The sequence below is a fragment of the Streptomyces sp. NPDC111656 genome (assembly GCF_055656965.1).
Window position 1 is genome coordinate 187,577 of the sequence record NZ_JBVKCA010000012.1, and the last position, 26,110, is coordinate 213,686.

The following is a 26,110-nucleotide window of genomic DNA, read 5'->3' on the forward strand; positions in this document are numbered from 1 at the left end:
GCATCCCGGGCCTCGCCCGTGCCGGACCTCGATACGGGCCTCGCCGGGCCCTGGCGGTGGTCAGTCCCTCAGGCGGTCTATCTGGCGGATCTTGTTGGTGGCGTCCAGGGCGGCGACCTTGTAGGACTCGGCCAGCGTGGGGTAGTTGAACACCGCGTCGACGAGGTAGTCGACCGTGCCGCCGCACCCCATCACGGACTGCCCGATGTGGATCAGCTCGGTGGCCCCGGTGCCGAAGCAGTGCACGCCGAGCAGCTTGCGGTCGTCCGGGGAGACCAGGAGCTTGAGCATGCCGTGCGAGTCACCGATGATCTGGCCTCGGGCCAGTTCGCGGTAACGGGAGATGCCGACCTCGAAGGGCACGCACTCCTCGGTGAGCTGGTCCTCGGTCCGCCCGATGAAGCTGATCTCCGGGATGGTGTAGATGCCGATCGGCTGGAGGTCGTGCATCGGGTGCACCGGCTCGCCGAAGGCGTGGTACGCGGCCGTACGGCCCTGCTCCATCGAGGTCGCCGCCAGCGCCGGGAAGCCGATGACGTCGCCCACCGCGTAGATGTGCGGCACCTCGGTGCGGTAGTTCTCGTCGACCTTGATACGCCCGCGCGGGTCGGCGGACAACCCGGCCTTGTCCAGGGCGAGTTCGTCGGTGAGACCCTGCCGGCCCGCGGAGTACATCACGGTGTCCGCGGGGATCTTCTTGCCGCTCTCCAGAACGGTGAGAGTGCCCCGGGGATGATGCTCGACCGAGGCGACCGTCTCTCCGAAGCGGAAGGTGACGGCGAGGTCCCGCAGGTGGTACTTGAGCGACTCGATCACCTCGACGTCGCAGAAGTCGAGCATCGAGGCCCGCTTCTCGACCACCGTGATCTTGCTGCCGAGGGCCGCGAACATGGAGGCGTACTCCATGCCGATCACCCCGGCCCCCACGATGACCATGGAGCGCGGCACCCGCTCCAGGTTGAGAACGTTGTCCGAGTCCATGATCGTGCGTCCGTCGAACGCGACGCTCGCGGGCCGTGCCGGCCGGGTGCCGGTGGCGATCACGATGTGCTCGGCGGTCAGCAGCTTTTCGTTGCCGTTCGCTTCGACCAGGGCGACCGTGTGGTCGTCCACGAAGCGGCCGGTGCCGGCGAACAGGGAGACGTGGTTGCGGGACAGCTGGCTGCGGATGACGTCGACCTCGCGGCTGACCACGTGCTGGGTGCGCGCGGTCAGGTCGGCGACGGTGATGTCCTCCTTGAGGCGGTAACTCTGGCCGTACATATCGCGTTGGGTGAGGCCGGTGAGATAGAGGACCGCCTCGCGCAAGGTCTTGGAGGGGATGGTCCCGGTGTGGATGGAGACCCCGCCGACCATGTCGGGGCGGTCGAGGACGGCGACCCGGCGGCCGAGTTTGGCCGCGGCGATGGCGGCCTTCTGACCACCCGGGCCGGATCCGATGACAAGCATGTCGAAGTCGCGCACCCTCCGGAGTCTGTCAGGCCGAAGTCCTCACCCGGAAGGGTGAAAGGACAACAGCCGGTCCCACGACGGAAATGAGAGTGGCTCAACGCACCAGACACGGACGCTTGCTGTCGAACTCCCAGCCGGGGACGAGGTAGCGCATCCCGACGGCGTCGTCACGCGCCCCCAACGCCTTCTCCTGGTAGAGCTCGTGGGCCGCGAGCAGCCGCTCCTTGTCGAGCCGGACACCGAGACCGGGCGCGTCCGGCACGGCGATCTCCCCGTCGACGATGCGCGGCGGTTCGACGGTGAGGCGCTCCAGACCCTCCTGCCAGATCCAGTGCGTGTCCAGGGCGTTGTACGCGCCCGGAGCCGCGGCCCCGCAGTGCGTCACCATCGCCAGCGAGATGTCGAAGTGGTTGTTCGAGTGGCAACCCCAGGTCAGCCCCATCGCGTTGCACAGCTGCGCCACCCGCACCGAGCCCTGCATGGTCCAGAAGTGCGGGTCGGCCAGCGGGATGGACACCGACTGCAGGGCCAGGGCATGGGTCAGCTGCCGCCAGTCGGTGGCGATCATGTTGGTCGCGGTCGGCAGGCCCGTCGCGCGGCGGAACTCGGCCAGGATCTCCCGACCGGAGTAGCCGCCCTCGGCTCCGCAGGGATCCTCGGCGTAGGCGAGCGTGCCCACCAGGGGCGTACACAGCTCGATGGCCTCGCGCAGCGACCACGCGCCGTTCGGGTCCAGGGTGATCCGCGCCTCGGGGAAGCGGTCCTTGAGTGCCCGTACGGCCTTGACCTCCTCCGCGCCCGCGAGGACACCGCCCTTCAGCTTGAAGTCCCGGAAGCCGTACAGGTCGTGGGTCGCCTCGGCCTGCCGGACGATCGCCTCCGGCGACAGGGACTCCTCGTGCCGGATCCGGTACCAGTCCTCGGCCGCGTCCGGCTCGCGGACGTACTCCAGTTCCGTGCGGCCGGGGTCACCGACGTAGAACAGATAGCCGAGGACCCGTACGGAGTCGCGCTGCTGTCCGTCGCCCAGGAGCGCCGCGACGGGTACGTCGAGGTGCTGCCCCAGCAGGTCGAGCAGCGCCGACTCGACCGCGGTGACGGCGTGGACGGTGGTCCGCAGGTCGAAGGTCTGGGCGCCGCGCCCACCGGCGTCGCGGTCGGCGAAACGGTCACCGATCTCGCGCAGGACGCGCTTGTAGTCACCGACCTTCGCTCCGACGACCAGGGACTCGGCATCCCGCAGCGTCCGCGTGATCTTCTCCCCGCCGGGGACCTCACCGAGACCCGTACGCCCCTCGGAGTCCGTCAGGACGACGACATTGCGGGTGAAGTAGGGGCCGTGCGCGCCGGAGAGGTTCAGTTCCATGGAGTCCCGGCCGGCGACCGGGTAGACGGAGAAGGCGGTGACGGTCGGTTGGTTCTTGCTCATGCGTCTCAAAGTCCTTGGGTACGGGGGTGATGGGGGCTGTGGTCAGAGGGTGAGGACGTCGAGGGCCCACTCGACCGCAAGGACACCGCCCAGACCGAGGACGGCCAGCACGGTGGTGTACGTGGTGCGGACCTTGATCGCCTCGACGACCGAGAGGTCGAAGTACTCCTTGAACAGCCAGAATCCGGGGTCGTTGACGTGGGAGAAGGCGATCGAACCGCAGCAGACGGCGAGCACCATCATCTCGGGGTGTACCCCGCCGCCCGCCAGGAGCGGCAGCACCACGCCGGAGGCCGTGACGACGGCGACCGTCGCCGAGCCCAGTGCCACCCGGAGGATGACCGCGATCAGCCACGCGAGGACGATCGGCGAGATGGACCAGCCGTGCGTCTGGTCCTTGATGTAGTCGGATATCCCGCCCTCGACGAGGACGTTCTTGAAGGCGCCGCCGGCACCGATCACCAGCAGGATCATGGCCATCGCCTGGGCGGCGGAGTTACAGGAGGCGCTGACCTCCGCGAGGCTCCGCCCGATGCGCGGGCCGAACGCCCAGACCGCCAGCAGCAGGGTCAGCAGCAGTGCGATCGGCGCGGATCCGATGAAGGCGACGAAGTGCAGGAACGGGCTCGAACCGGACGCGGCCATGTCGGTCACGGCGGCACCGGCGATCAGCACCACGGGGAACAGGGCCACGCCCAGTGACCAGCCGAGCCCGGGCATCTCCTCGTCCTCGAAGACCCGCTCGCCGACCAGTCCCGGGGGGATCGAGGGATTCATCGCCCTGATGAACGGCAGCCGTGGCCACACCAGGGCGATGAGCGCGCCGACCGGGACGGCGATGAACAGGCCGTAGAACAGCGTCAGACCGACGGACGCGTGGAAGGTCGCGGCCACCGCGGTGGGACCGGGGTGGGGCGGCAGGAAGCTGTGCATGGTCGACAGGGCGATCGACATCGGCAGCCCGACCCACAGCAGCTTCGCGCCGGTCACCCGTACCAGGGTGAACGCGATGGGCACGATGATGACGAATGCGACCTCGTAGAACATCGTCACGCCGATGAGCATCGACGTCACCACCATGGCGACCTGGACGCCGCGCGGGCCGAAGGCGTCGAGGAGCTTGCCGGCGATGCGCTGGGCGGCGCCCGAATCCCCCATGACACGGCCGACCATCGCGCCCAGCCCGATGGTGAGCATCGTGTCGCCGACCTGGCCGCCGATGCCTTCGGAGAGGACGTCCGGGATCTTCTCCAGCGGAATTCCACGGACCAGACCGACGCCGACCGCCACCAGGAGCAGGGCGGCGAAGCCGTTCAGTTTGAGCTTGGTCATGAGCAGCAGCAGGACCAGCACGCTGATCCCGACTACGAGGAGCGGCACGTCTCAGTTCCCCTTTGAACTGGTTGGACCGGGTGACGGATGACAGAGGGCAGATGACGGGTGACGGGTGACGGGTGACGGGTGACGGGTGACGGGTGACGGATGACAGAGGGCAGATGACGGATGACAGATGACGTCATCTGTCAGTCGGATCGCCGTACGGCTCCGACCGCCTTCAGACCGTCGGCGAGCACCTGCGCCAGCGCGTCGAGCTCCTCCGGACCCGGGTCCGTGAGCGGCGCGCGGACCGGCCCGACCGGCAGACCGCGCAGCCCGGCGGCGGCCTTGACCAGCGACACCGCATAGCCGGGGACCCGGTCGCGCAGTTCGACGAGCGGGACGTAGAAGTCGCGCAGGAGCTTGGTCACTCCCGCGTCGTCGCCGTCCCGCAGGGCGGCGAAGAAGGCGTTCGCGATCTCGGGAGCGAAGGCGTGAACCGCCGAGGAGTAGGCGGGGACGCCCACGGTGGCGTAGGCGCGGGCCTGGATCTCGGCGGTGGAGGCGCCGTTGAAGAAGAGGAAGCCGTCGGGCGCCGCGAGCGTGAGGCGCTGGAGGCGGTCGAGGTCGCTGTGCCCGTCCTTGAGGCCGATGACCGTGGGGATCTCCGCGATCCGGAGCAGACTGTCGGCGGTGAAGGCGACCTGACCGCGCTGGTAGGCGATCAGTGGCAGAGAGGTGCCGGAGGCGATCCGCCGCAGCTGTTCCACCAGCCCGTCCTGCGGGGCCGCGACCAGATAATGGGGGAGTACCAGCGCGGCGTCCGCGCCCGCCTCCTCCGCGATCCGGGCGAAACGCAGGGCCTGCGCCCAGCCGTAGCCGATGCCCGCGACGACCGGCAGCCGTCCGTCGGCGATCTCGACCGTGGCCCCGACGACCGCGCGGTACTCGTCCTCGTCCAGCGAGAAGAACTCTCCGGTACCGCAGGCGGGGAACACCGCGCCCGGCGCGCTGTCCAACTGGGCGGACAGGTAGGCCCGGTACGCCTCCAGATCCAGACCGCCGTCCTCCCGGAAGCTCGTGAGCGGGAACGACAGCACCCCGCCCACCATGCCGTCGCGCAGTCGCTTGGCCACGCCCTCGGCCGTCGCACTGAACCGTGTCATGAACTCTGTCCTCATATGCAGATGGCGTCTATGTATGAAGATGGAGGCTAGGTTCGTGAACGCGCGGGGTCAATGGGTGCGGCAGGGCGGATTTACGATGGGCCCCATGCCGGAGAGCAGTGGTGTCCGAGAAGTGAAGTCGGCGGCCCGCACGGTCGCGCTGCTGGAACTGCTCGCCGGGCGGGGTGACCGGCCGGCCCGGCTGGACGAACTCGCCGTGCAGTTGGGGGTGCCGCGCAGCAGCATGTACCAGTTGCTGCAGACCCTCGTCGACCGCGGCTGGGTGCGCGCCGACACCACCGGTTCGCTGTACGGCATAGGGATCCGTGCCCTGCTCACGGGCACCAGCTATCTCGACAGCGACCGGCACGTACGGGTGGTCCGCCCCTACCTCGACGAAGCCTCGGAGGCGCTCGGGGAGACCATTCACCTGGCCCGCCTCGACGGCGCCGACGTCGTCTATCTCGCGACCCGCGAGTCCCACGAGTACGCGCGCACCCTCAGCCGGGTCGGCCGCCGGGTCCCGGCCCACGCCGGTGCCCTCGGCAAGGCCTTGCTCGCCGAGCGTCCGGACAGCGAACTGTCACTTCCGGCACAGCCGTTGACCGCTCTCACGGAGAACACGCACACCGAGTCGGCCACCCTGCTCGCGGACCTCGCGGAGGTACGGGAGCGCGGCTACTCCATCGACCGCGAGGAGACGGTGCCCGGCATCGCGGGCTTCGGCTTCGCGCTGCGCTACGACACGCCGGCCGTCGACGCGATCAGCTGCTCGGTTCCGGTGGCCCGGCTCACCGGCGAGCACGAGGCCCGTATCGTCGCCGTCATGCGGGAGACGCGGATGAAGATCGAGTCCCTGCTGTCGCCCGCCTCGGGTGCTCCCGACTGGCGTTGACCGGTTCGGTGGCGACGGTTTCGGTGGAACGGCCGGTCCGGCACCGGCCGCCGTTGTTACCGTCAAGCATGGACACGACCTTGTACGGCCCCGGGGCCTGGGAGGGGCCGACGCGCCGCTACGGTCCCATGCGACGGGTCGCGGTCGTTTCCGACGTCCACGCGAACGTGCCGGCGCTGACCGCGGTCCTGGCGGAGATCGAGGGAGCCGGCGTCGATCTGGTGGTCTCGTGCGGAGACCTGACCTGGGGTGCCGAACCCGACCGTACGGTGAAGCTGATGGCCGGGCTGCCGCGGGCCCTGTTCGTCCGGGGCAACGGGGAGCGCGCCGTCGTGGACATTCACCGCGGGGTCCGTCGGCCGAGCACCGAACGTGAGGCGTGGGTGCCGCGGCAACACTCCGACGCGAGTGTCGCGTTCGTCGCCGGGATCCCCTTCAGCGTCGTCGTGGACGTCGTCGGACTGGGACCCGTGCGGTTCTGCCACGGATCGCCGCGCGGCGACACGGAGTTGGTCACACCCGCCACGCCTGCCGAGCGTTTCGCGGAACTGGCCGCGGACGTCGAGGAGGCGGTGATCGTCACCGGGCACACGCACCTCCAGTTCGACCGCACCGTCGCCGGACGGCGCAGCGTCAACCCGGGCAGCGTCGGGCTCCCCTTCCACGAGGGCCCGCCGGGCACCGCCTTCTGGGCCCTGCTCGGCCCGGACGTCGAGCTGCGGCAGACCTCGTACGACGTCGACGCGGCCCGTGCCGCCGGGCCCCGGACGGGCGACCCCGCCGCCGAACGCATCACCGCCCTGCTGGACGCCCCGCCCACGCCGGCCGAGATCACCTCGGACGCGGAGGCGCGGGTGTTCTCCGATTAGGAGCGGGGCACCCGGCCCACGGGGCGCCGGACAGCGGGCGGCGAGTGTGGGGTTCACCCTGCCGGGGCCGTGCCCGAGTTCGCGCGGTCCGGTTCAACGACGGGCGGCCAGGGTCTCCTCCACCCACTGCCTCAGCGCCGGCGCGGGCGCCGCTCCCGTCTTGCGTGCGATCACCTCTCCCTTGTCGAGCAGCAGGAGCGTCGGGACGGCCTGCACCTGGAACCGCTGGGCGAGCCGCGGGTTCTGGTCGATGTCGACCTTGACCAGCTTGACCCGCCCGGCGAGTTCGTGGGCGACCTGTTCCAGCGCGGGGCTGACCATCCGGCAGGGCCCGCACCAGGTGGCCCACAGGTCGACGACGACGTACGGTTTCGCCTGTTCGGCGACCTCCGCGAAGTCCGCGTCGCCGGCGTCGGCGATCCACGCGAGCGGGGACGCGCAGTTCCCGCAGCGCGGCGTGCCCCCGGCTGCCGCCGGCACCCGGTTCTTGCGACCGCAGTGGTCGCAGACGACCGTCTTGCTCGTGCCCGTACTCGTCGTCACCGCACTCACGCCGCTTTCCGCACGTCCGGTGCGGCCTGTGCGCCGTAGGTGACGACGAGTTCGCCGTTCTGGGCGTCGACGCGGATCGTCGTACCGTCCTGCACGTCACCGCGGATCAGCGCCCGGCCGACCATCGTCTCGACCTCGTGCGAGATGTACCGGCGCAGCGGCCGGGCTCCGTACACGGGGTCGAAGCCCTGCTCGGCGATGAGTTCGCGGGCGGCGTCGGTGAGCTCGACGGTGATCTGCCGTTCCGCCAGCCGTCGGCGCAGGTCGTTGAACTGCAGCTCCACGATCCGCTCGATCTGGGTGATGCCCAGCGGCTTGAACAGCACGATGTCGTCGACGCGGTTGAGGAACTCGGGCCGGAAATGGCTCCGCAGATCGCTCATCACCAGCGTCCGCGCGTCGGACTTGATCTCGCCGTCGGCGGTCACCCCGTCCAGCAGGTGGGCCGAGCCGATGTTGGAGGTCATGATGATCACGGTGTTGCGGAAGTCGACGGTGCGGCCCTGGGAGTCGGTGACGCGGCCGTCGTCGAGCACCTGCAGCAGGATGTTGAAGACGTCGGGATGGGCCTTCTCGATCTCGTCGAACAGGACCACGGAGTACGGCTTGCGGCGCACCGCCTCGGTGAGCTGGCCGCCCTCCTCGTAGCCGACGTATCCGGGAGGCGCTCCCACCAGCCTGCTGACGGTGTGCCGTTCCTGGTACTCGCTCATGTCCAGACGGACGATGCTCTCCTCCGAGTCGAAGAGCGCCGCGGCGAGCGCCTTGGCCAGCTCGGTCTTCCCGACGCCGGTGGGGCCGAGGAAGATGAACGAGCCGATCGGCCGGCGCGGGTCCCGGATCCCGGAGCGGGCCCGGATGATCGCGTCGGTGACCAGCTTGACCGCCTCGTCCTGGCCGATCACCCGCTCGGTGAGGATCTCGTCGAGGCGCAGCAGCTTCTCGCGCTCGCCCTCCTGGAGGCGGGTGACGGGGATGCCGGTCCAGGCGGCGACGATCTCCGCGATCTCGTCCTCGGTGACGACCTCGCGCAGCAGCCGGTTCTCGCCCTGCTTGGCGGCCAGCGCGTCCTCCTCCGCCGCGAGGCGGCGTTCGAGTTCGGTGAGCCTGCCGTAGCGCAGTTCGGCGGCCCGGTTGAGGTCGTAGCTGCGTTCGGCCTCCTCGGCCTCCTGCCGGACGTGCTCCAGTTCCTGGCGCAGCTCCTGCACCCGGCGGATGGCCTGGCGTTCGGCCTCCCACTGGGCGTGCATGGCGTCGGCCTCGGCGCGCAGGTCGGCCAGTTCGCGGCGCAGCTCGTCGAGTCGCTTCTGGCTGGCGGCGTCGGTCTCCTTGGCGAGCGCCGCGTCCTCGATCTCCAGACGGGTCACCCGGCGGGTGATCTCGTCCAGTTCGGCGGGCATGGAGTCGATCTCGGTACGCAGCCGGGCGCACGCCTCGTCGACCAGGTCGATGGCCTTGTCCGGCAGGAACCGGTCGGAGATGTAGCGGTGGCTGAGGGTGGCCGCCGCGACCAGCGCGGTGTCCTGGATCTTCACACCGTGGAAGACCTCCAGGCGCTCGCGCAGTCCGCGCAGGATGGAGATGGTGTCCTCGACGCTCGGCTCGTCCACCTGCACCTGCTGGAAGCGGCGTTCGAGGGCCGCGTCGGACTCGACGTACTTGCGGTACTCGTCGAGGGTGGTGGCGCCGATCATGTGCAGCTCGCCGCGCGCCAGCATGGGCTTGAGCATGTTCCCGGCGTCCATGGCGCCCTCGGCACCGCCGCCCGCGCCGACGACCGTGTGCAGTTCGTCGATGAAGAGCAGGATGCGCCCCTCGCCCGCCTTGACCTCGCTCAGCACGGCCTGCAGTCGTTCCTCGAACTCGCCGCGGTACTTGGCGCCCGCCACCAGCGAACTCATGTCGAGCGAGAAGATCGTCCGGTCGCGCAGCCCGTCGGGCACGTCGCCCCGCACGATGCGCTGGGCGAGCCCCTCCACGATGGCGGTCTTGCCGACACCCGGGTCACCGATGAGGACGGGGTTGTTCTTCGTCTTGCGGCTCAGGATCTGGATGACCCGGCGGATCTCCGCGTCCCGGCCGATCACCGGGTCCATCCTGCCGCTGCGTGCCTCGGCGACCAGATCACGGCCGTACTTCTCCAGTGCCTCGTACGCCGCTTCGGGCGTCGCCGAGGTGACGCGCTGGTGGCCGCGGATCCGCGTGAGCGCGGACAGGAACCCGTCCTTGCTGACGCCGTGCTCCTTGAGCAGCCGGCCGGATGCCGTGCGGGACCCCTCGTCGGCGAGTGCCAGCACCAGGTGCTCGACGGACACGTACTCGTCCTTGAGCCGCTTGGCCTCCTGCTCGGCCGAGTCCAGCACCTTCGCCAGCCGTTGGGTGACGTACACCTGCCCGGGGGTGGCACCGGGGCCCGTCACCTTCGGCCTGCGGGCCAACTCCTCGTTCAGCGCGGTGCGCAGGGCCCGGGTGTCGGCGCCTGACTGGTCGATCAGCCGCGGTATCAGGCCGTCGGGCTGGTCGAGCAGGGCGAGGAGCAGATGCTCGCCGTCGACCTCGGTCTGGTTCAGCCGGCCGGCGATGGTCTGCGCTTCCTGGAGCGCCTCCTTGGACTTCTGGGTGAGCCGGTTCATATCCACGATTCATCACTCCTGGAGCCGGCGTTGCTGCGCCTCAGGGCGTCCTCCAACTCACTGATCCGGTCGAGCAGATCGAGCACCAGACCCAGGGAGGCGTAGTTGAGGGGGAGCGCGGCCCGTAGTCGTTGGATGCGGGCGAGGGTGGCGGGCGCGGACGGCTCGAACCACAGTCGCCCGGTGGCGTCCCGGGTGGCGTCGACGAGGCCGAGGGTGACGAACCGGCGTACGAGCTCCGGATGGAGACCGGAACGGGTGGCGACGGCGTCGAGACCGAGCCGATGGGCCGGTCCGAGCGGGGCGGCGCGGACCACGATGTTCAGGGCCGGCCGGGGTAGCGGGGTGGCGGTACGGCGGTGCGCACCGCCGGGACGGGGGGCTGTGGTCATCGGGGCCTCCTCGGGTCGAAGGCGGACGCGGCGGCCAGTTCCTCGAAGAGCTCACGCTCACGGGCGGTCGGCTCGGGCGGCACCATGATGCGGACCTCCGCGTACAGGTTGCCGTCCTCGCCGCGCGGGTTGGGCATGCCCTCGCCGCGCAGCCGCAGCCGGCGGCCGCTGGAGGAGCCCGCGGGGACGGTGACCTTGGCCGTGCCGCCGGGGGTGGACACCGGCACGGTCGCGCCGAGTGCCGCCTCCCACGGTGTCACCGGGAGGACCACGTGGATGTCGCGGCCCTCCAGCCGGAACCGCCCGTCGGGCTTGATCCGCACGCGCAGATACAGGTCGCCCGGCGGGGCGTCGGGGCTGCCCCTGCCGCCCTCTCCGGCCAGCCGGATGCGCTGCCCGTCCACCACCCCGGGCGGGATGGTGACGTCGTAGGTGCGCTGCCCGGTGGGGCCGCCCAGGGTGATGCCGCGCTTGCCGCCCCGGTAGGCCTCCTCGACGCCGAGCTGGATCTCGGCCTCCTGGTCGGCGCCCGGCACGGGACCCCAGCCGCCCCCCGCCCCCGCGCCTCCGCCGCGTCCGAAGATCCCGCCGAACAGGTCCTCGAAGTCGACGCCGGAGCCGTCGAAGTCGGCACCGTCCGCCGTACGGAAGCGCACCCCGCGTCCGCCGCCTCTTCCGGCCCCTCCGACGCCCGCGCTCCAGCCGCCCCGGGCACCCGCTCCCGCGGCCACCCGCTCGTCGTAGTCCTCCGGGATCTGCCGGAAGTTCTCACCGAAGCGGTCGTAGCGCTGCCTGGTCCTGGGGTCGGACAGCACGCTGTACGCGTCGTTGATCTCCTTGAAGCGCTCCTCGGCCCCCGGGTCCTTGTTGACGTCGGGGTGGTGTTTGCGCGCCAGCTTGCGGAAGGCCTGCTGGATCTCCTCCGCGCTCGCGGTGCGCGGCACCCCGAGCACGTCGTAGTAGTCCCGTGCCATGGGGCGTCACTCCTGCCGCTTGCTGACCACGACGAAGGCGGGGCGCAGCTGCTTCCCGTCCGCCCCGTAGCCCGGGCTCACCACCTGGGCCACGGTGTTCGGCTCGGCGTCGGGGGTGTCGACGACTCCGACGACCTCGTGCCGGGTCGGGTCGAAGGGCACCCCGGTCTCCTCGTAGCGGGGATACCCGAGGCCGCGCAGCACCTCGACCGCCTGGTCGCGTACGGCTTCGACGCCCTTCAGTACGGCGGAGGGGTCGGAGTCGGAGTGGGCCAGCGCCCGTTCCAGGTTGTCGAGGACGGGCAGCCAGGCCCCGGCGGTGCGGGCGCGCTCCTCGGCCCGCACGCGTTCCAGTTCCTTCGCGTGACGTTTTCGGAGGTTGTCCAGGTCGGCGAGCGCGCGGCGCCAGCGGTCGCGCATCTCGTCGAGGGCGGCGGTCTGCTCGTCCGCCTCCGGCACCTGCGAGGACGAGGGGGTCTCGCCCGGCTGTTCCGGGGGCGTCATCGGCTCCTGCTCGGTGGCCATGACCGCTCCTCAGCTCTTGTCGAATTCCGCGTCGATCACGTCGTCGCCGGCTGCTGCCGAGGCGCTCGCGGTGTCCTCCGTCCCGGTTCCGGTCGCGGCGCCGGCCTGGGCCTGTGCGGCCGCGCCCGTCTGGTACTGGGCGAGCGACGCCAGCACCTGCTGGAGCTCGGAGGTCAGCGGCCTGGCCTTGTCCGGGGACGCCTCCTGCTGGACCGCCTCACGGGCATCGGCGACGAGCATGTCCGCCCGGGCCCGCTCGTGCGAGGGCACCGCGTCGCCCAGCTCGTTCAGCCGGCGCTCCACCTGGTAGGCCACGGCGTCCAGTTCGTTGCGGGCGTCCACTGCGTCGCGCAGCGCCTGGTCCTCGCCGCGGTGCTGCTCGGCCTCCTGGACCATCCGCTCGACCTCGGCCTGGTCGAGGTTGGAGCCCTCGCTGATGGTGATGGTCTGTTCCTTGCCGGTGTCCTTGTCCCGTGCGGTGACGTTCAGGATGCCGTTGGCGTCGATGTCGAAGATGACCTCGACCTGCGGCTCGCCGCGCGGGGCGGGGCGGATGTCCTTCAGCTGGAAGCGGCCGAGGACCCGGTTGTCGGCGGCCATCTCGCGCTCGCCCTGCAAAACGACGACGTCCACGGCCTCCTGGTTGTCCTCCGCGGTGGAGAAGGTCTCCGAGCGGCGGACCGGGATCGTGGTGTTCCGGTCGATGATCTTCGTCATCACACCGCCGCGGGTCTCCACGCCCAGCGACAGCGGGGTCACGTCGAGCAGCAGGACGTCCTTGACCTCGCCCTTGAGGACGCCGGCCTGGATCGCGGCGCCCAGCGCCACGACCTCGTCGGGGTTGACGCTCATGTTCGGGTCCTTGCCGCCGGTCAGCCGGCGGACCAGGCTCTGCACGGCCGGGATGCGCGTCGAGCCGCCGACGAGGATGACCTCGTCGATGTCGTTCGCGCTGGCCTTGGCGTCGGCCATCGCCTGCTTGACCGGTTCCATGGTCCGCTCGACCAGGTCGGCGGTGATCTTCTCGAACGTGGACCGCATGATCGTCTCGGTCAGGTGCTTGGGGCCGGCGGCGTCCGCGGTGATGAACGGCAGGCTGACCTGCGTCTGCGTGACCGAGCTCAGCTCCGTCTTGGCCTTCTCCGCGGCTTCGAACAGCCGTTGCAGCGCCTGTGGGTCCTTGCGCAGGTCGATCCCGTTCTCCTTCTGGAAGCCGTCCGCGAGCAGGTCGACGAGGCGACGGTCGAAGTCGTCGCCGCCGAGGTGGCTGTCGCCCGCCGTCGAGCGCACTTCCACGACCCCGTCACCGACGTCCAGGATGCTCACGTCGAAGGTGCCGCCACCGAGGTCGAAGACGAGCACCGTCTCGTGCTTCTTCTTCTCCATGCCGTACGCCAGTGCCGCCGCCGTCGGCTCGTTGATGATCCGCAGTACTTCGAGCCCCGCGATGCGACCCGCGTCCTTGGTCGCCTGGCGCTGGGCGTCGTTGAAGTACGCGGGCACGGTGATGACGGCCTCGGTGACCTTCTCGCCCAGCTGCTTGCCGGCGTCGTCGGCGAGCTTGCGCAGCACCAGCGCGCTGATCTCCTCCGGCGCGTACAGCTTGTCGCGCACCTTGAAGCGCGCGACTCCGCCCTCGCCCTCGACGACGTCGTACGCCACCGCCTTGGCCTCGTCGGATATCTCGTCGAAGTGCCGGCCGATGAACCGCTTGGCCGAGTAGATGGTGCCTTTGGGATTGAGGATCGCCTGGCGCCTGGCGAGCTGACCCACCAGCCGTTCGCCGCTGTCGGTGAAGGCGACGATGGAGGGCGTGGTGCGCGAGCCCTCGGCATTGGGTATGACGGTCGCTTCACCGCCCTCCCATACGGCGATCACCGAGTTGGTGGTGCCCAGGTCGATTCCGACTGCCTTGCCCATGAGGAACTCCTTCGCCTGCCACCCCCGGCGTCCGCCCGTCTCCGGTGGCGGCGGTTGTCTTCAGGTGAGGTCGCGTGTCCGCGGGCGTCAGCGGGCGGACACGGGTCGTGGGCTCCGTCCTTGCCAGGGTGTTACGGGACGAAGGGTGACGCCTGCTCCCGACGGGGTGAAGTTCGGGCCGTCCTCTCGCCCTGGGAGTACAGGAGCCCACGCGGCACGCGCCACCCCCAGGGGTGCTCGGTGCAAGAAGCGGTGAAAAGGGGCGAAAGCTAGTATTGCGTCATGTCTGGCACGGCCGACGACGCGACCGGTGCGGCGCACCGGAGCATCGCACCACGCGGCCTCGGCAGCCGGGCGCCGACCACCACACTGGCCGGCTGGGGGCGCAAGCAGTCGGCGAGCCTGTACGACGTGTTCGTGCTGGCCGCGACCATGCTCGACGGTCGCCCGGTGGACGAGATCCTCCAGTTGGCCATGGACGAGGTGCCACATCTCCTCGACTGCCGGCCCGAGGGCTGCTACATGCTCAGGGACGGCCGCTTCGAGCTCGAGGCCACGCCGAGCGCACGGGCCCTTGCCGGCCGCGCACCGCGCGATCTGACCGACCCGGTCGAACAGCTGACCGCACTGGAAGGGGAGGACGGCGCCGTCCACTTCCGGGAGGGCGGCTGGGGCTGGGCAGTGGGCCTGCGCAGCTCCGGCGGGCTGCTCGGCTACCTGCTGGTCAGCGCCGGGAAACCGCCTCCCGACGAGGACCGCTTCCTCGTCTACGCCCTTGCCCATTCGACCGGCGCCGCGCTCTACAACGCCGAAGCCCGCCGCCGCGACCGCGAGTACGCCCGACAGCTGTTCCGGGCGATCGAGGAGCGGGACGCGGTCAACGAACGACTCACCGCGCTGGTGGCGGAGCTGGAGGAGCAGCGCACCGTGCACGACGTCCTCGCCCGGACCTCCCTCACCGACGAGGGGGAGCACGGCATCGCCGTCGCCGTGTACGAGTTGACCGGACTCGCCACCCGGGTCGAGGACCGCTTCGGAAACCTCCTCGCTCGCGCGGGGCCGGTCCCGCCCGAGGCCGACACCAAGCCCGATCCGCTCCAGCGCGAGCAACTCATGCACGACGCGATGCGCGAGCTCGGTCCGATCCGCCACGAGGGACGCCTCATCGGACTGGCCCGCCACCACGGGGAGCCCCTCGGCAGCATCGAGCTGATCGACCCCGACGGCACGGCGGGAGAGGCCGAAAGGTTCGCCCTCGAACACGCGTGCACGGCACTGTCCCTGGAACTGGCCCATCGTCGCAGCCTGGCGGAGGCGGAACTGCGCCTGCGCCGGGAACTTGTGGACGACCTGCTCACCGGCGCCGACGCCGGCGGCGCGTACGCCAGGGCCGAGGCCGTCGGCCACGACCTGCACGGACCGCACCACGTCACGGTCGCACAGTGGCGGGGAACGGCCGCCGACGACCGCTTCCTGGGAGCGGTGGGACGTGCCGCGCAGGGACGGGGCCTGCGGTCGCTGCTGGCCCGACGAGGGGACATGGCGGTGCTCGTGGTCCGGGGCGAGCCGCGCGACTCGGGTCTGTACAAGGCCCTCGCCGACGAAGTGGGCTCCCCGCACGGCGCGGTGGGCATCGGCAGCCTGTGCGAGGCGGTGGCGGACATCCCGCGCTCCTTCGACCAGGCCGTCCGCGCACTCGCCGTACGCCGCCAGTCCCACCCCGCGGACGGCACCACGACCTGCGAGGAACTCGGCCTCTACCGCATCCTGGCCCGGGACAAGGACGCGGGGGACGTCAGCGACTTCGTCCGCGAATGGCTCGGCGCGCTCCTGGACTACGACGACGCCCACGGCACCGACCTGGTGCACACCCTCACCCGGTACTTCGACCACGGCGGCAACTACGACGAGACGGCGCAGGCCCTCGCCGTGCACCGCAGCACGCTCCGCTACCGTCTGCAGCGCATCAGGGAGGTCAGCGGCCGTCGGCTCGACGAGGTGGACAGCCGCTTCAACCTCCAGGTCGCCACCCGGATCTGGAAGGTCAGCGGCCCCGCCTTCTGACCGCCCGCCTCGCCCCGCTCCCTCGCGTCACTCGAACCGGGAGGGATCGCCCGCTCCTCGTCGTACGATCTCGGGCTCGCCCTGCGAGAAGTCGATCACGGTCGTCGGCTCGACGCCGCAGTCGCCGGAGTCGAGGACCGCGTCCACCACGTGGTCGAGTTCCTCCTTGATCTCCCAGCCCTGGGTCAGCGGCTTCTCCTGGTCGGGGAGGAGCAGGGTGCTCGACAGCAGGGGCTCGCCGAGCTCGGCGAGGAGCGCCCGGGCGACGACATGGTCGGGAATCCGGACCCCGACCGTCTTCTTCTTCGGGTGCAGCAGCCTGCGCGGTGCCTCCTTGGTCGCCGGGAGGATGAAGGTGTAACTACCCGGAGTGGAGGCCTTGATCGCACGGAACACCGCGTTGTCCAGGCGTACGAAGTGGGCCAGCTGCGCGAAGTCCTGGCACATCAGGGTGAAGTGGTGCCGGTCGTCCAGCCGGCGGATCGAACGGATCCGGTCGAGTCCGTCCCGGTTGCCCAGCTGAGCCCCCAGGGCGAAGCAGGAGTCGGTCGGATAGGCGACGAGCCCTCCGCCGCGGATGATGTCCGCCACCTGGCTGAGGGTGCGCTGCTGGGGGTTCTCGGGGTGCACGTCGAAGTACTTGGCCATGCGCCGAGCTTAGATCGGCGACGTCGGGGACCTGACGATTCGCCCCATGGCCGCTCGTTCGGCCAGTGAGACACCGGCACCGCTCCCAGCTCGGCGCGGGCGGCCGGACCTGAGATCTCGCGCCCCAGGTACCAACCAGGTACCATCCGGGTATGCCATCACTGAACGTGACCTTCACGGAAGAGGAGCTCGAGGGAGTGCGCGCGGCCGCCGCGGCCGACGGCAAGAGCCTCAAGCAGTATCTGCACGACCTCGGCGTCCGGGAGATGCAGCGCAGGCAGTTCGTCGCGGGCGCCACCGCCTGGGCCGACCGGCTGCGCGGCGAGTTCGACGACGCGTTCCCCGACGAGGTGCCGCCCGCCGAGCGCCAGGACGGATCCGCGGCCGCCTGATGCACCTGACCATCGATGTCGCCTGGCTGCTCGACGTCCAGGAGGCCGCCCTCGCCCGCGAGGACATGTCCGTCTCGGACTACTCCGCGCTCGTCGCGGCCGTCGCCCGGCACAGGACCAAGCTGCCCACGCTCGCCGCGGCCGACCCGGACGCGGCCTGGCGCGCCGCCGCGCTGATGCACACCATCGTGCGCCTGGAGCCCCTGCCGCACCGCAACAGCCTGTTCGCCGCGTTCGTCGCCGCCCAGTACATGGACCAGTCGGGCGAGGGCATCGACCCGCCCTACGGAGCCCTGTCGGACCTCGTCCGCAAGATCCGCGACACCCGCGTCGGCGTCCCCGCCGTCGCCGACCAGCTGCGCTCCTGGAAGGTCTGAGGACGTCGGTCCACCAGATCCACCGCCGCGCCCCGGAGCCGTCATCGCCGGCAGGCGCGAGAATGCGCGCCCCGATCTCGAGACCCATACTTCTTGAACGGCCGGAATGTCCCTTGGACTGCGACCAAGTACAGGACGACTCGATCGGAAAGACTCATGCGAGCAACTCTGATTTACGGTGCCGGTGACGTGCGGGTGGAGGAGGTTCCCGACCCGAAGATCCAGCGGCCCACGGACGCGGTCGTACGCGTGGTGCGGTCGTGCATCTGCGGCAGCGACCTGTGGCCGTACGGGTCGCGTCCGCCCACCGAGCAGGGCGACCGCATCGGCCACGAGTTCCTGGGCGTCGTCGAGGACGTCGGCGCGGAGGTGTCCGGACTGAAGACCGGAGACCTGGTGGTGGCCCCCTTCGTCTATTCGGACAACACCTGCGACTTCTGTCGCGAGGGCCTGCACACCTCGTGCCGGCACGGGGGTTTCTGGGCCACGGACGGGGTGGACGGCGGCCAGGGAGAGGCGGTGCGGGTACCGCACGCCCAGGGCACGCTGGTGAAGCTGCCCGTCGGCGAGGACTCAGCCCTGCTGCCGTCGCTGCTGACCCTGTCGGACGTGTTCTGCACCGGCCACCACTGCGCGGTGACGGCGGGCGTCACCCCGCGGACGACCGTGACCGTGGTCGGTGACGGAGCGGTCGGGCTGTCCGCGGTGCTGTCCGCCAAGCGGCTCGGCGCCGAGCGGATCATCCTGATGGGGCGGCACAAGGACCGCACCGATCTCGGCCGCGACTTCGGTGCCACCGACATCGTCGCCGAACGCGGTGAGGAAGGCGTCGCGCGCGTGCGCGAGCTGACCGGCGGCGACGGTACGCACACGGTGCTGGAGTGCGTCGGTACGCTGCCCGCCCTGGAGATGGCGCTGGGCGTGGTGCGCGCGGGCGGCACGGTCAGCCGGGTGGGCGCCCCGCAGTACGACCAGGCGCCACTGGGCTTCGAGGTGTTCATGAACAACATCACCGTCACCGGCGGTGTGGCTCCGGCCCGCGCCTACATCGAGGAACTGCTCCCCGACGTCCTCGAGGGGAAGATCGAACCCGGGCGCGTCTTCGACCGCTCGGTGAGCGTCGAGGAGGTCCCCGACGGCTATCGCGCGATGGCCGCCCGGGAGGCACTGAAGGTGCTCGTCCAGCCCTGAACACGGCGCCGACCGCTGGTGCTGCGCCCCACTCCGGCGCCCTCGTGACCTGCGCGAGGGCCCCCGTGGGGGCCCTGTCACACCCCTGAACACCGCTCCCCTGAACATCACGGTCTGCCGGGATGCGGGCCGGGCGAGCAGGCTGGATGCTCGTTGAAGATCCCATTTCCCGGGAGCATCCCATGCCCGTCCCCGTCACTCCGACCCGGCGACCTGTCGGCGTTCCCCCGGGGCAAGCCCTTCCAAGTCCCGCGCCGGCGCTGGCCGCGGCCGTCCTCGGCTTCTTCGTGATCACCCTCGACGCGCTGGTCGTCAACTGACCCTGACGGACGCCGACGGCGAGACCAACAGCGAGGTCGACGCCGCCTACCGCACCAAGTACGGCCGCTACTGCGCGAACACCATCGCCCGCGTCACGAGACCCGTGGCGGGCTCCACGACGATGCGACCGGTGTCACGCGGCGGAGCGGACGCCCAGCCAGACGTCGGCAGCCGGCCGGCTGCCGACGACCCCCTCACCTTCCCCCCCCACTGGAGCACCGGTGCTTACCGTCCCCGCATACGCCGCCACTTCGGCGACCGAACCGCTCGCGCCGACCACCGTCGAGCGCCGTGACGTCGGCCCGCACGACGTCCTCATCGACATCAAGTACTGCGGCATCTGCCACTCCGACATCCACAACGTCCGCAGCGAGTGGGGCCCGGCGACCTACCCCCTGGTCCCCGGCCACGAGATCGCCGGCATCGTCACCCAGGTCGGTTCCGAGGTCACCCGGCACGCCGTGGGCGACCGGGTCGGCGTCGGCTGCATGGTCAACTCCTGCCGTGAGTGCGTGCCCTGCCTGCGGGGCGAGGAGCAGTACTGCCTCAAGGGCAACACCCTCACCTACGGCTCGATCGACGCCGACGGCACCCTGACCCAGGGCGGCTACTCCACCCATGTCGTGGTCGACGATGACTTCGTCGTCACCATCCCCGAGGGGCTCGGCCTCGACGAGGCCGCCCCGCTGCTGTGCGCGGGCATCACCACGTACTCCCCGCTGCGCCGCTGGGGCGCGGGCCCCGGCAAGAAGGTCGCCGTCATCGGCCTCGGCGGACTCGGTCACATGGCCGTCAAGATCGCACACGCGATGGGCGCCGAGGTCACCGTCCTGTCGCAGTCGCTCAAGAAGATGGACGACGGCCTGCGGCTGGGCGCCGACCACTACTACGCCACCAGCGACCCGGCCACCTTCGAGCAGCTCGCCGGCACCTTCGACGTCATCCTCAACACGGTCAGCGCCAAGCTCGACCTCGACACCTTCCTCGGCCTGCTCGCCGTGGGCGGCACGATGGTCAATGTCGGCGCCCCCGCGGAGCCCCTGTCGCTGAACGTGTTCTCGCTGATCATGCAGGGCCGCGTGTACGCGGGCTCGCTGATCGGCGGCATCCGCGAGACGCAGGAGATGCTCGACTTCTGCGCCGAGCACCGCATCGGCGCCGAGATTGAGATCATCCCCGCCGAGAAGATCAACGAGGCGTACGAGCGTGTCCTGGCCTCGGACGTGCGCTACCGCTTCGTGATCGACACCGCGACCCTGACCTGACCCACCGCGGCACCGTCCGCCCGAGACCACCCCGTACGAGGCGCGCCCCCGAGCCCTCGTACGGGGTGCTGCCGCCCGCGCCGAGATCACCCGAGGGGCACGTGAAGAAAGGAGCCGCTAGCCGGCCGCGGGCCGACCGGCCCCCGCCCGGCGCGCGGACTGCTCTCCGGCCTTCCCGGCCGTGTCGAGCAGGAGCATCGCGTCGTACTCCGGGGTGCCGGGCGGGGCGTGGTACGCGACCAGGCGGTGGCCGTCGGTGCCCTCCAGCGTCATGGACTGATAACCGAAGGTGACGTCGCCGACCCGGGGGTGGTGGAAGGTCTTACGGCCCGAGGAATGGCCCTTCACGTCGTACGCCTCCCACAGGCGCGCGAAGTCCGGGCTCTTGAGCAGGAGTTCGTCGACGAGGTCGGCGAGGTCCGGGGCGTCGGGGTCGGTGCCTGCGAGGGTGCGCAGCCGGGCGACGCAGCCGCGGATCTGGTTCTCCCAGTCGTCGAAGAGCGCACGGGCGGCGGGGTGCAGGAAGACGTAGCGCACGATGTTGCGCTGCTTCTCGGGCCAGTCCTCCAGCCCGGCCATCAGGCGCAGGCCGCCCGGATTGGCGGCGATCATGCCCATGGTGCGGCTGACCACGTGCGCGGGATGGGGCCGCATGCTCTCCAACAGCAGCTCGACACCGGGATCCACCGAGCCGCCGGGCGCCGTCGGCTGTTCCGGGACGGCGCGCGCGGCGCGCGCGGCGAGGTCGCGCAGATGCTCGCGCTCGGTCCCGTCCAGCCGGAGCGCGGCGGCGAGGGCGTCGACGACGGACGGGCTCGGATTGGTCTCCTTGCCCCGCTCCAGACGCGTGTAGTAGTCGATGCTGACCCCCGCCAGCGTGGCCAACTCCTCGCGGCGCAGGCCGGGTGTGCGGCGCAGCCCGGGTCCCTCCGGGAGACCGACGTCGGCCGGCGTCACCCGGGCGCGGCGGGCGCGCAGGAAGCGCCCCAGTCCCGTACCACCCTTGCCCCCCGCGTTGCCGCTGTGCTGCTCACGTGCCATGCGATCCAGTGTGGCAGTCCCGTGACCTGGGCGGCAGCCGCGTGGGGGGCCCTGCCACACCCCCGAACACACCCAGGCGCGCGGCAGGAACCCGATGGGTGGGCCGCGCACCCCACGGAAGTGAGCCGCGCGGCCCGACTCCTGTCAGGCGGTGGTTTCGGGGCGGTCGGGCTGCGACCAGTGGGTGTGGAAGGAGCCCTCACGGTCGGTGCGCCGGTAGGTGTGGGCGCCGAAGTAGTCGCGCTGCCCCTGGAGGAGGGCGGCCGGCAGGCGGTCGGCGCGCAGGGTGTCGTAGTGCGCGAGCGCGGCGGAGAACGCGGGGACGGGGATGCCACGCCGGGCGGCGGAGGCGACGATCTCCCGCCAGGGCACCTGGGCGTCGCTGATCTCCTGGGCGAAGCCGGCCTCGGCGAGCAGGCTGACGAGGTCGGGGTCAGTGGCGTAGGCGGCGCGGATACGGTCGAGGAAGGAGGCGCGGATGATGCAGCCGCCGCGCCAGATGCGGGCGACCGAGCCGAGGTCGATCTTCCAGCCGTACTCGGCGGCGGCGTCCAGGATCATCTTCCAGCCCTGGTCGTAGGCGATGACTTTCGAGGCGTACAGGGCGTGTTCGACCTGGGCGGTGAAGCGTGCGGCCTCGGTGCGGCTGAGCGGGGGAGTCGTGCCGCCGGGCAGCCCTCGGTAGGCGGCGCGCAGGTCGCTCTGTCCGGAGGCGGCGCGGGCGAAGGTGGCCTGGGCGATGGCGGTGACCGGGGAGGCCAGGTCGAGGGCGGTCTGCACGGTCCAGCGGCCGGTGCCCTTCTGCCCGGCGGCGTCGTCGACGATGTCGACGAACGCGCCACCGGTCTGCGGGTCGGTGTGGGCGAGGACCTCGGCGGTGATCTCGACCAGATAGGAGCCGAGGCGGCCCTCGTTCCAGGTGCGGAAGACGTCGGCGATCTCGGCGGGGCTGTAGCCGGCGACCTGGCGCAGCAGGTCGTAGGCCTCGGCGATGAGCTGCATGTCGGCGTATTCGATGCCGTTGTGGACCATCTTGACGAAGTGTCCGGCGCCGTCGGTACCGATGTGGGTGGCGCAGGGTTCGCCGTCGACCTTGGCGCTGATGCTCTCGAACATCGGGCCGAGGACGGCGTACGACTCCGCCGAGCCGCCGGGCATGATGCTCGGCCCGTTGAGGGCGCCCTCCTCACCGCCGGAGATGCCCGCGCCGACGAAGTGCAGGCCGCGTTCGCGCAGTGCGGCCTCACGGCGGCGGGTGTCGGCGAAGTGGGCGTTGCCGCCGTCGATGATCATGTCGCCGTTCTCGAGGAGCGGGGCGAACTCGTCGATGACGGCGTCGGTGGCCGCACCGGCCTGCACCATGATCATGAGGCGGCGGGGCCGGGCCAGCGCGGCCACGAACTCCTCGGCCGTCTCGGCCGGGACGAAGGAGCCCTCGTGGCCGAACTCGTCCACCAACGCGCGGGTGCGGCCGGCGGAGCGGTTGTGGACGGCGACGGTGTAACCGTTCCGGGCGAAGTTACGGGCCAGGTTGCGGCCCATCACTCCGAGGCCGGTGACGCCGATGGAAGCGGATGCGTTCATGAGGCTGCCTGTTCTTCGAATGTCGGCCATGTCAGGGGCGGGGCGACCCCATGACCATGGGTACGGGCCGACGGCCCGGTCTTCTCGATGTCGCGGCGGCCAATCTTGATCAGGTTCCCGGAGGACGTCGTCGAGGCGCGGTCCACGCGGCCGGTGCCGGTGCACGGGCCGGGGTCTAGGACGAACCGCCCCTCGTCGATCCGTCGCGTGGAGGCCGCACCGCTCATGCGGAGTGCTTCGCCCAGGCGGCGGCTCGCAGCGTGTTCACCATCAGCAGGGCGATCGTCATCGGTCCTACGCCGCCCGGTACGGGAGTGAGTCGTCCCGCGACGCCGTCCACCTCGCTCGCGCGGACGTCGCCGGTGAGCCCCGAGTCGGTCCTGTGGATGCCGACGTCGATGACCGTCGCCCCCGGCTTGATGTGCTCGGGGCCGACGAGCCCGGGCACCCCGGTGGCGACCACGACGATGTCGGCCGGCCGGGTCACGGACGCGAGGTCCGTCGTGTACCGGTGGGCGATCGTGACGGTCGCGTCCCGTTGCAGGAGCAACTGGGCCATGGGCCGCCCGACGAGCTCGGAGCGTCCGACCACGACGGCGTGGGCGCCCCCGATGGTGACGCCCTCCGCGTCGAGCAGTTCGACGACACCGCTGGGGGTGCAGGGCCGCAGGCCGAACTCCCCGCGGGCCAGCAGACCGGCGCTCGCCGTGGTCAGTCCGTCCACGTCCTTGCCGACGGGGATACGGTCGATCAGCGCGGCGGAGTCGAGCCCCTCGGGCAGCGGCAGTTGCAGCAGGATGCCCGACACATCGGGGTCGGCGGCCAGTTCGTCGATGACGGCGGCGACCTCCTCCTGCGTGGCCCGCCGCGACAACGTCCGGTGGAAGTCGCGCATCCCCGCCTCGCGGATCGCGCGCCGCTTGTTGGCGACGTACACGGCGCCGGCCGGGTCGTCACCGACGAGGATCGTCGCCAGACCCGGTACGCCCGCGCCTGCGGCGACGCGGGAGGCGACCTCCTCGGCGACCCGTGACCTGATGTCCCGGGCGATCTTCTTGCCGTCGATTTTCGTCGTCATGGCAGTGACATCACCTTCTGGTGTGGGAACTCATCTGCGGTGGGACCCGATGGGAACCGGTGGGAAACGGCGCGTCGGTCAGGCGAAGACGATCGTGTGGTTGCCGTCGCGGATCACGCGGTCCTGGCTGTGCCACTCCACCGCCCGGGACAGGACGGCACGTTCGACGTCCGCACCGCGGCGCTGGAGGTCGGCGGCGTTCTCGGCGTGCGTCACCCGGACGACGTCCTGCTCGATGATCGGGCCCTCGTCCAGGTCCTCGGTCACGTAGTGGGCGGTCGCGCCGACGAGTTTCACGCCCCGCTCCTTCGCCTTGGCGTAGGGACCGGCGCCGATGAAGGCGGGCAGGAACGAGTGGTGGATGTTGATGATCGGAACGCCCACCTGGGCGATGAAGTCCCCCGACAGGATCTGCATGTAGCGGGCGAGGACGATGAAGTCGACGTTGCCCCGCAGCAACCGCAGGTGTTCGGCCTCGGCGGCGGACTTGTCAGGACCCGTCGACGGCACGTGGAAGAAGGGGATCCCGAAGCCGCGGACCTCCTCGGCGGTGTCGGGGTGGTTGGAGATCACCATGGAGACGGTGATGGGGAGTTGACCCTGCCGCTGCCGCCAGAGGAGGTCGAGCAGACAGTGGTCGGACTTCGAGGCGAAGAGGGCGACCCGCTTCGGCACGGACATGTCCCGCAGCGTGAACCGAAGTTCGAACTCCTCGGCGAGCCGCGCCTTCAGCTCGGTCTCGATCGCGGGCAGCGCCGCCTTGAGGTTGTCCATGCTGAAGACCGTGCGCTGGAAGAACGCGCCGCCCTGCGGATTGTCGGAGTACTGGTCGAGGGAGACGATGTTCGCGTCGTGACTGCTGAGCACCGCGCCGACGGCGGCGACGATACCGGTGCGGTCCTTGCCCTTGACGATCAGCGAGGCGTGGTGCGGGGCGGGCTTGCGCGCCGGGGTGCGCGCGGGAGCGTCCTGGGTGAGCGTCACGTCAGTTCTCCTTGTCGCGGAAGTCGGCGACCCACTCGGAGGTGTTCTTCAGGCCGCCGAATGTGTAGAAGTGCAGCTTGAGTTCGCCGTGCCGGCGTGCGTCGTAGCCGTTGGCCAGGGCCCTGATGAAGCGGTCGGGCCCGGCGGTGCCCATGAGGTTGGTGAGCGAGAAGCCGTACTTCTTGGCGATGGACGTACTCGTGCCGACGCCGAAGCGGGCCGCGTAGGTCATCAGCCGTCTGACCCCGGCGGGCCCGGGCACACCGATCCGGACGGGCAGGCCGATGCCCCGGGCCCGTACCGCCTCGACCCAGGCCAGGACGGCGTCGACGTCGAAACCGAACTGGGTGATGACGGCACCGGGCAGCCCGTGCTCCTCAAGGGCGGCGCTCTTGTGCTCCATCGCCGACCAGAGCACCGGATCCGCGATCGCGGGGTGCCCCTCGGGGTAGCCGCTCACACCGACGTGCCGCACGCCGTGCTTCCGCAGCAGTCCGGACCGGATCAGGGCCAGCGCATCGTCGTAGGGGCCGTGCGGCTCGACGGGGTCGCCGCCCACGACGAAGACGTTGTCGGCGAGGCCGTCCGCCTCCAGCGCGGCGAGGAACTCCTCCAGCGCCGCCCGCGAGGGCAGCCGGCGGGCCGATATGTGCGGTACGGGGACGAAGCCCAGCCGTTTGACCGCCCGCGCGGCGGCCAGTCGCATGTCGAGGTCCTCGTTGCCGAGGAAGGTCACATTGATCCGCGTGCCCTGGGGGATGGTGCGGCGGGCCTCCTCAAGCCTTGGGACGTCCTTGCCCGTCATCTCGAGGGAGAAGTCATCCAGCAAAGGGACGACGGCCGACGCCGACGCCGTGGAGACGGAATCCATGGTGCTCCTTGTTCACATCGTTCTCCGTGCCGCATGCGTTGCGTTCTCCGGGAGGGCGCGGGTGGGGTGCGCGACAGTGCCGCAGGAGGAGTCGACCCCCCGTTTCAGGCGGTGGATCACGCCCATACGTCAACTAAATCGATCTAGTGACGAAGCGTAGCAGGCGGTTG

General features: G+C 70.6%; 24 protein-coding genes. 8 read left to right on the plus strand and 16 right to left on the minus strand.

What is annotated here, in order from left to right; translation table 11 throughout:
- Positions 1-60: 60 nt before the first annotated feature.
- The 4 genes from sthA to ACZ7M3_RS31610 form a co-directional block, all read right to left on the minus strand.
- On the minus strand, positions 61-1,464 hold the full coding sequence (gene sthA, locus ACZ7M3_RS31595; protein ID WP_472067601.1) for a Si-specific NAD(P)(+) transhydrogenase: 1,404 nt from the start codon (positions 1,462-1,464) through the stop codon (positions 61-63).
- An 82-nt stretch (positions 1,465-1,546) separates the two neighbouring features.
- Positions 1,547-2,881 (minus strand): enolase C-terminal domain-like protein, encoded by a 1,335-nt coding sequence (locus tag ACZ7M3_RS31600; protein ID WP_472067603.1) that lies wholly within the window; start codon positions 2,879-2,881, stop codon positions 1,547-1,549.
- Between the two features lie 42 nt (positions 2,882-2,923).
- A complete protein-coding gene (locus tag ACZ7M3_RS31605; RefSeq protein WP_472067605.1) occupies positions 2,924-4,261 on the minus strand; it encodes a GntT/GntP/DsdX family permease in 1,338 nt (445 codons plus the stop codon).
- A gap of 143 nt (positions 4,262-4,404) precedes the next feature.
- A complete protein-coding gene (locus ACZ7M3_RS31610) occupies positions 4,405-5,364 on the minus strand; it encodes a 5-dehydro-4-deoxyglucarate dehydratase (protein WP_472067607.1) in 960 nt (319 codons plus the stop codon).
- Between the two features lie 106 nt (positions 5,365-5,470).
- Between ACZ7M3_RS31610 and ACZ7M3_RS31615 the strand changes: the two genes are divergently transcribed.
- Positions 5,471-6,259, plus strand: a complete 789-nt coding sequence (locus tag ACZ7M3_RS31615; protein WP_472067609.1) for an IclR family transcriptional regulator — start codon at positions 5,471-5,473, stop codon at positions 6,257-6,259.
- Between the two features lie 68 nt (positions 6,260-6,327).
- Positions 6,328-7,128 carry a metallophosphoesterase family protein gene (locus ACZ7M3_RS31620; protein WP_351301529.1) on the plus strand — a complete coding sequence of 267 codons (801 nt, stop codon included), beginning with the start codon at positions 6,328-6,330 and terminating at the stop codon, positions 7,126-7,128.
- A gap of 93 nt (positions 7,129-7,221) precedes the next feature.
- Here the strand turns inward: ACZ7M3_RS31620 and trxA are convergent, their stop codons facing one another.
- Genes trxA through dnaK form a run of 6 tightly spaced genes read right to left on the minus strand, consistent with a single transcriptional unit; the run spans position 7,222 to position 14,124 of the window.
- Positions 7,222-7,680 (minus strand): thioredoxin, encoded by a 459-nt coding sequence (gene trxA, locus ACZ7M3_RS31625; protein ID WP_355972143.1) that lies wholly within the window; start codon positions 7,678-7,680, stop codon positions 7,222-7,224.
- Entirely contained in the window at positions 7,677-10,319 is a 2,643-nt protein-coding gene (gene clpB, locus ACZ7M3_RS31630; protein WP_472067611.1) for an ATP-dependent chaperone ClpB, read from the minus strand. Before clpB ends, trxA begins: the two co-directional genes overlap by 4 nt.
- On the minus strand, positions 10,310-10,705 hold the full coding sequence (locus ACZ7M3_RS31635; protein WP_472067613.1) for a chaperone modulator CbpM: 396 nt from the start codon (positions 10,703-10,705) through the stop codon (positions 10,310-10,312). Before ACZ7M3_RS31635 ends, clpB begins: the two co-directional genes overlap by 10 nt.
- On the minus strand, positions 10,702-11,679 hold the full coding sequence (locus ACZ7M3_RS31640; RefSeq protein WP_472067615.1) for a DnaJ C-terminal domain-containing protein: 978 nt from the start codon (positions 11,677-11,679) through the stop codon (positions 10,702-10,704). Before ACZ7M3_RS31640 ends, ACZ7M3_RS31635 begins: the two co-directional genes overlap by 4 nt.
- Positions 11,680-11,685: 6 nt before the next feature.
- On the minus strand, positions 11,686-12,204 hold the full coding sequence (locus ACZ7M3_RS31645) for a nucleotide exchange factor GrpE (protein WP_097282698.1): 519 nt from the start codon (positions 12,202-12,204) through the stop codon (positions 11,686-11,688).
- Positions 12,205-12,213: 9 nt separating this feature from the next.
- Positions 12,214-14,124 carry a molecular chaperone DnaK gene (gene dnaK / locus ACZ7M3_RS31650; RefSeq protein WP_472067617.1) on the minus strand — a complete coding sequence of 637 codons (1,911 nt, stop codon included), beginning with the start codon at positions 14,122-14,124 and terminating at the stop codon, positions 12,214-12,216.
- A 282-nt stretch (positions 14,125-14,406) separates the two neighbouring features.
- On the opposite strand from dnaK, the gene ACZ7M3_RS31655 reads away from it, so the two are divergent.
- A complete protein-coding gene (locus tag ACZ7M3_RS31655; RefSeq protein WP_472067619.1) occupies positions 14,407-16,188 on the plus strand; it encodes a PucR family transcriptional regulator in 1,782 nt (593 codons plus the stop codon).
- Positions 16,189-16,215: 27 nt separating this feature from the next.
- Here the strand turns inward: ACZ7M3_RS31655 and ACZ7M3_RS31660 are convergent, their stop codons facing one another.
- The gene (locus ACZ7M3_RS31660) at positions 16,216-16,836 is read right to left on the minus strand and encodes an L-threonylcarbamoyladenylate synthase (protein ID WP_060900152.1); all 621 of its coding nucleotides are present in this window, start codon (positions 16,834-16,836) and stop codon (positions 16,216-16,218) included.
- Between the two features lie 152 nt (positions 16,837-16,988).
- Between ACZ7M3_RS31660 and ACZ7M3_RS31665 the strand changes: the two genes are divergently transcribed.
- From ACZ7M3_RS31665 to ACZ7M3_RS31685, 5 genes are all read left to right on the plus strand, one after another.
- Positions 16,989-17,228: a hypothetical protein gene (locus ACZ7M3_RS31665; RefSeq protein ID WP_472067621.1), complete on the plus strand. Its 240-nt coding sequence runs from the start codon at positions 16,989-16,991 to the stop codon at positions 17,226-17,228.
- Positions 17,228-17,605 (plus strand): toxin Doc, encoded by a 378-nt coding sequence (locus tag ACZ7M3_RS31670; RefSeq protein ID WP_095856718.1) that lies wholly within the window; start codon positions 17,228-17,230, stop codon positions 17,603-17,605. Before ACZ7M3_RS31665 ends, ACZ7M3_RS31670 begins: the two co-directional genes overlap by 1 nt.
- Positions 17,606-17,761: 156 nt before the next feature.
- The gene (locus ACZ7M3_RS31675; RefSeq protein WP_472067623.1) at positions 17,762-18,796 is read left to right on the plus strand and encodes a zinc-dependent alcohol dehydrogenase family protein; all 1,035 of its coding nucleotides are present in this window, start codon (positions 17,762-17,764) and stop codon (positions 18,794-18,796) included.
- Between the two features lie 182 nt (positions 18,797-18,978).
- Positions 18,979-19,116 carry a hypothetical protein gene (locus tag ACZ7M3_RS31680; protein WP_472067625.1) on the plus strand — a complete coding sequence of 46 codons (138 nt, stop codon included), beginning with the start codon at positions 18,979-18,981 and terminating at the stop codon, positions 19,114-19,116.
- 222 nt (positions 19,117-19,338) lie between these two features.
- The gene (locus ACZ7M3_RS31685) at positions 19,339-20,382 is read left to right on the plus strand and encodes an NAD(P)-dependent alcohol dehydrogenase (RefSeq protein ID WP_355972121.1); all 1,044 of its coding nucleotides are present in this window, start codon (positions 19,339-19,341) and stop codon (positions 20,380-20,382) included.
- 117 nt (positions 20,383-20,499) lie between these two features.
- Here ACZ7M3_RS31685 and ACZ7M3_RS31690 read toward each other — a convergent pair whose 3' ends face one another.
- The 5 genes from ACZ7M3_RS31690 to ACZ7M3_RS31710 all read right to left on the minus strand — a co-directional run bounded on the left by ACZ7M3_RS31690 (position 20,500) and on the right by ACZ7M3_RS31710 (position 25,940).
- Positions 20,500-21,423 carry a helix-turn-helix transcriptional regulator gene (locus tag ACZ7M3_RS31690; protein ID WP_472067627.1) on the minus strand — a complete coding sequence of 308 codons (924 nt, stop codon included), beginning with the start codon at positions 21,421-21,423 and terminating at the stop codon, positions 20,500-20,502.
- 144 nt (positions 21,424-21,567) lie between these two features.
- Positions 21,568-23,007 carry an NADP-dependent phosphogluconate dehydrogenase gene (gene gndA, locus ACZ7M3_RS31695; RefSeq protein ID WP_351301490.1) on the minus strand — a complete coding sequence of 480 codons (1,440 nt, stop codon included), beginning with the start codon at positions 23,005-23,007 and terminating at the stop codon, positions 21,568-21,570.
- Positions 23,008-23,230: 223 nt separating this feature from the next.
- On the minus strand, positions 23,231-24,085 hold the full coding sequence (locus ACZ7M3_RS31700; protein WP_472067629.1) for a bifunctional 5,10-methylenetetrahydrofolate dehydrogenase/5,10-methenyltetrahydrofolate cyclohydrolase: 855 nt from the start codon (positions 24,083-24,085) through the stop codon (positions 23,231-23,233).
- Positions 24,086-24,163: 78 nt separating this feature from the next.
- Positions 24,164-25,069, minus strand: a complete 906-nt coding sequence (gene purU / locus ACZ7M3_RS31705) for a formyltetrahydrofolate deformylase (RefSeq protein ID WP_472067631.1) — start codon at positions 25,067-25,069, stop codon at positions 24,164-24,166.
- A gap of 1 nt (position 25,070) precedes the next feature.
- The gene (locus tag ACZ7M3_RS31710; RefSeq protein WP_472067633.1) at positions 25,071-25,940 is read right to left on the minus strand and encodes a methylenetetrahydrofolate reductase; all 870 of its coding nucleotides are present in this window, start codon (positions 25,938-25,940) and stop codon (positions 25,071-25,073) included.
- Positions 25,941-26,110: the final 170 nt, after the last annotated feature.

Bases quoted from the DNA above. Each gene is read 5' to 3' on its own strand.
- ACZ7M3_RS31600 (WP_472067603.1), bottom strand. From the start codon at position 2,881: ATGAGCAAGAACCAACCGACCGTCACCGCCTTCTCCGTCTACCCGGTC.
- ACZ7M3_RS31610 (WP_472067607.1), bottom strand. From the start codon at position 5,364: ATGACACGGTTCAGTGCGACGGCCGAGGGCGTGGCCAAGCGACTGCGC.
- ACZ7M3_RS31615 (WP_472067609.1), top strand. From the start codon at position 5,471: ATGCCGGAGAGCAGTGGTGTCCGAGAAGTGAAGTCGGCGGCCCGCACG.
- ACZ7M3_RS31620 (WP_351301529.1), top strand. From the start codon at position 6,328: ATGGACACGACCTTGTACGGCCCCGGGGCCTGGGAGGGGCCGACGCGC.
- ACZ7M3_RS31635 (WP_472067613.1), bottom strand. From the start codon at position 10,705: ATGACCACAGCCCCCCGTCCCGGCGGTGCGCACCGCCGTACCGCCACC.
- ACZ7M3_RS31640 (WP_472067615.1), bottom strand. From the start codon at position 11,679: ATGGCACGGGACTACTACGACGTGCTCGGGGTGCCGCGCACCGCGAGC.
- ACZ7M3_RS31645 (WP_097282698.1), bottom strand. From the start codon at position 12,204: ATGGCCACCGAGCAGGAGCCGATGACGCCCCCGGAACAGCCGGGCGAG.
- dnaK (WP_472067617.1), bottom strand. From the start codon at position 14,124: ATGGGCAAGGCAGTCGGAATCGACCTGGGCACCACCAACTCGGTGATC.
- ACZ7M3_RS31655 (WP_472067619.1), top strand. From the start codon at position 14,407: ATGTCTGGCACGGCCGACGACGCGACCGGTGCGGCGCACCGGAGCATC.
- ACZ7M3_RS31660 (WP_060900152.1), bottom strand. From the start codon at position 16,836: ATGGCCAAGTACTTCGACGTGCACCCCGAGAACCCCCAGCAGCGCACC.
- ACZ7M3_RS31665 (WP_472067621.1), top strand. From the start codon at position 16,989: ATGCCATCACTGAACGTGACCTTCACGGAAGAGGAGCTCGAGGGAGTG.
- ACZ7M3_RS31670 (WP_095856718.1), top strand. From the start codon at position 17,228: ATGCACCTGACCATCGATGTCGCCTGGCTGCTCGACGTCCAGGAGGCC.
- ACZ7M3_RS31675 (WP_472067623.1), top strand. From the start codon at position 17,762: ATGCGAGCAACTCTGATTTACGGTGCCGGTGACGTGCGGGTGGAGGAG.
- ACZ7M3_RS31680 (WP_472067625.1), top strand. From the start codon at position 18,979: ATGCCCGTCCCCGTCACTCCGACCCGGCGACCTGTCGGCGTTCCCCCG.
- ACZ7M3_RS31690 (WP_472067627.1), bottom strand. From the start codon at position 21,423: ATGGCACGTGAGCAGCACAGCGGCAACGCGGGGGGCAAGGGTGGTACG.
- gndA (WP_351301490.1), bottom strand. From the start codon at position 23,007: ATGAACGCATCCGCTTCCATCGGCGTCACCGGCCTCGGAGTGATGGGC.
- ACZ7M3_RS31700 (WP_472067629.1), bottom strand. From the start codon at position 24,085: ATGACGACGAAAATCGACGGCAAGAAGATCGCCCGGGACATCAGGTCA.
- ACZ7M3_RS31710 (WP_472067633.1), bottom strand. From the start codon at position 25,940: ATGGATTCCGTCTCCACGGCGTCGGCGTCGGCCGTCGTCCCTTTGCTG.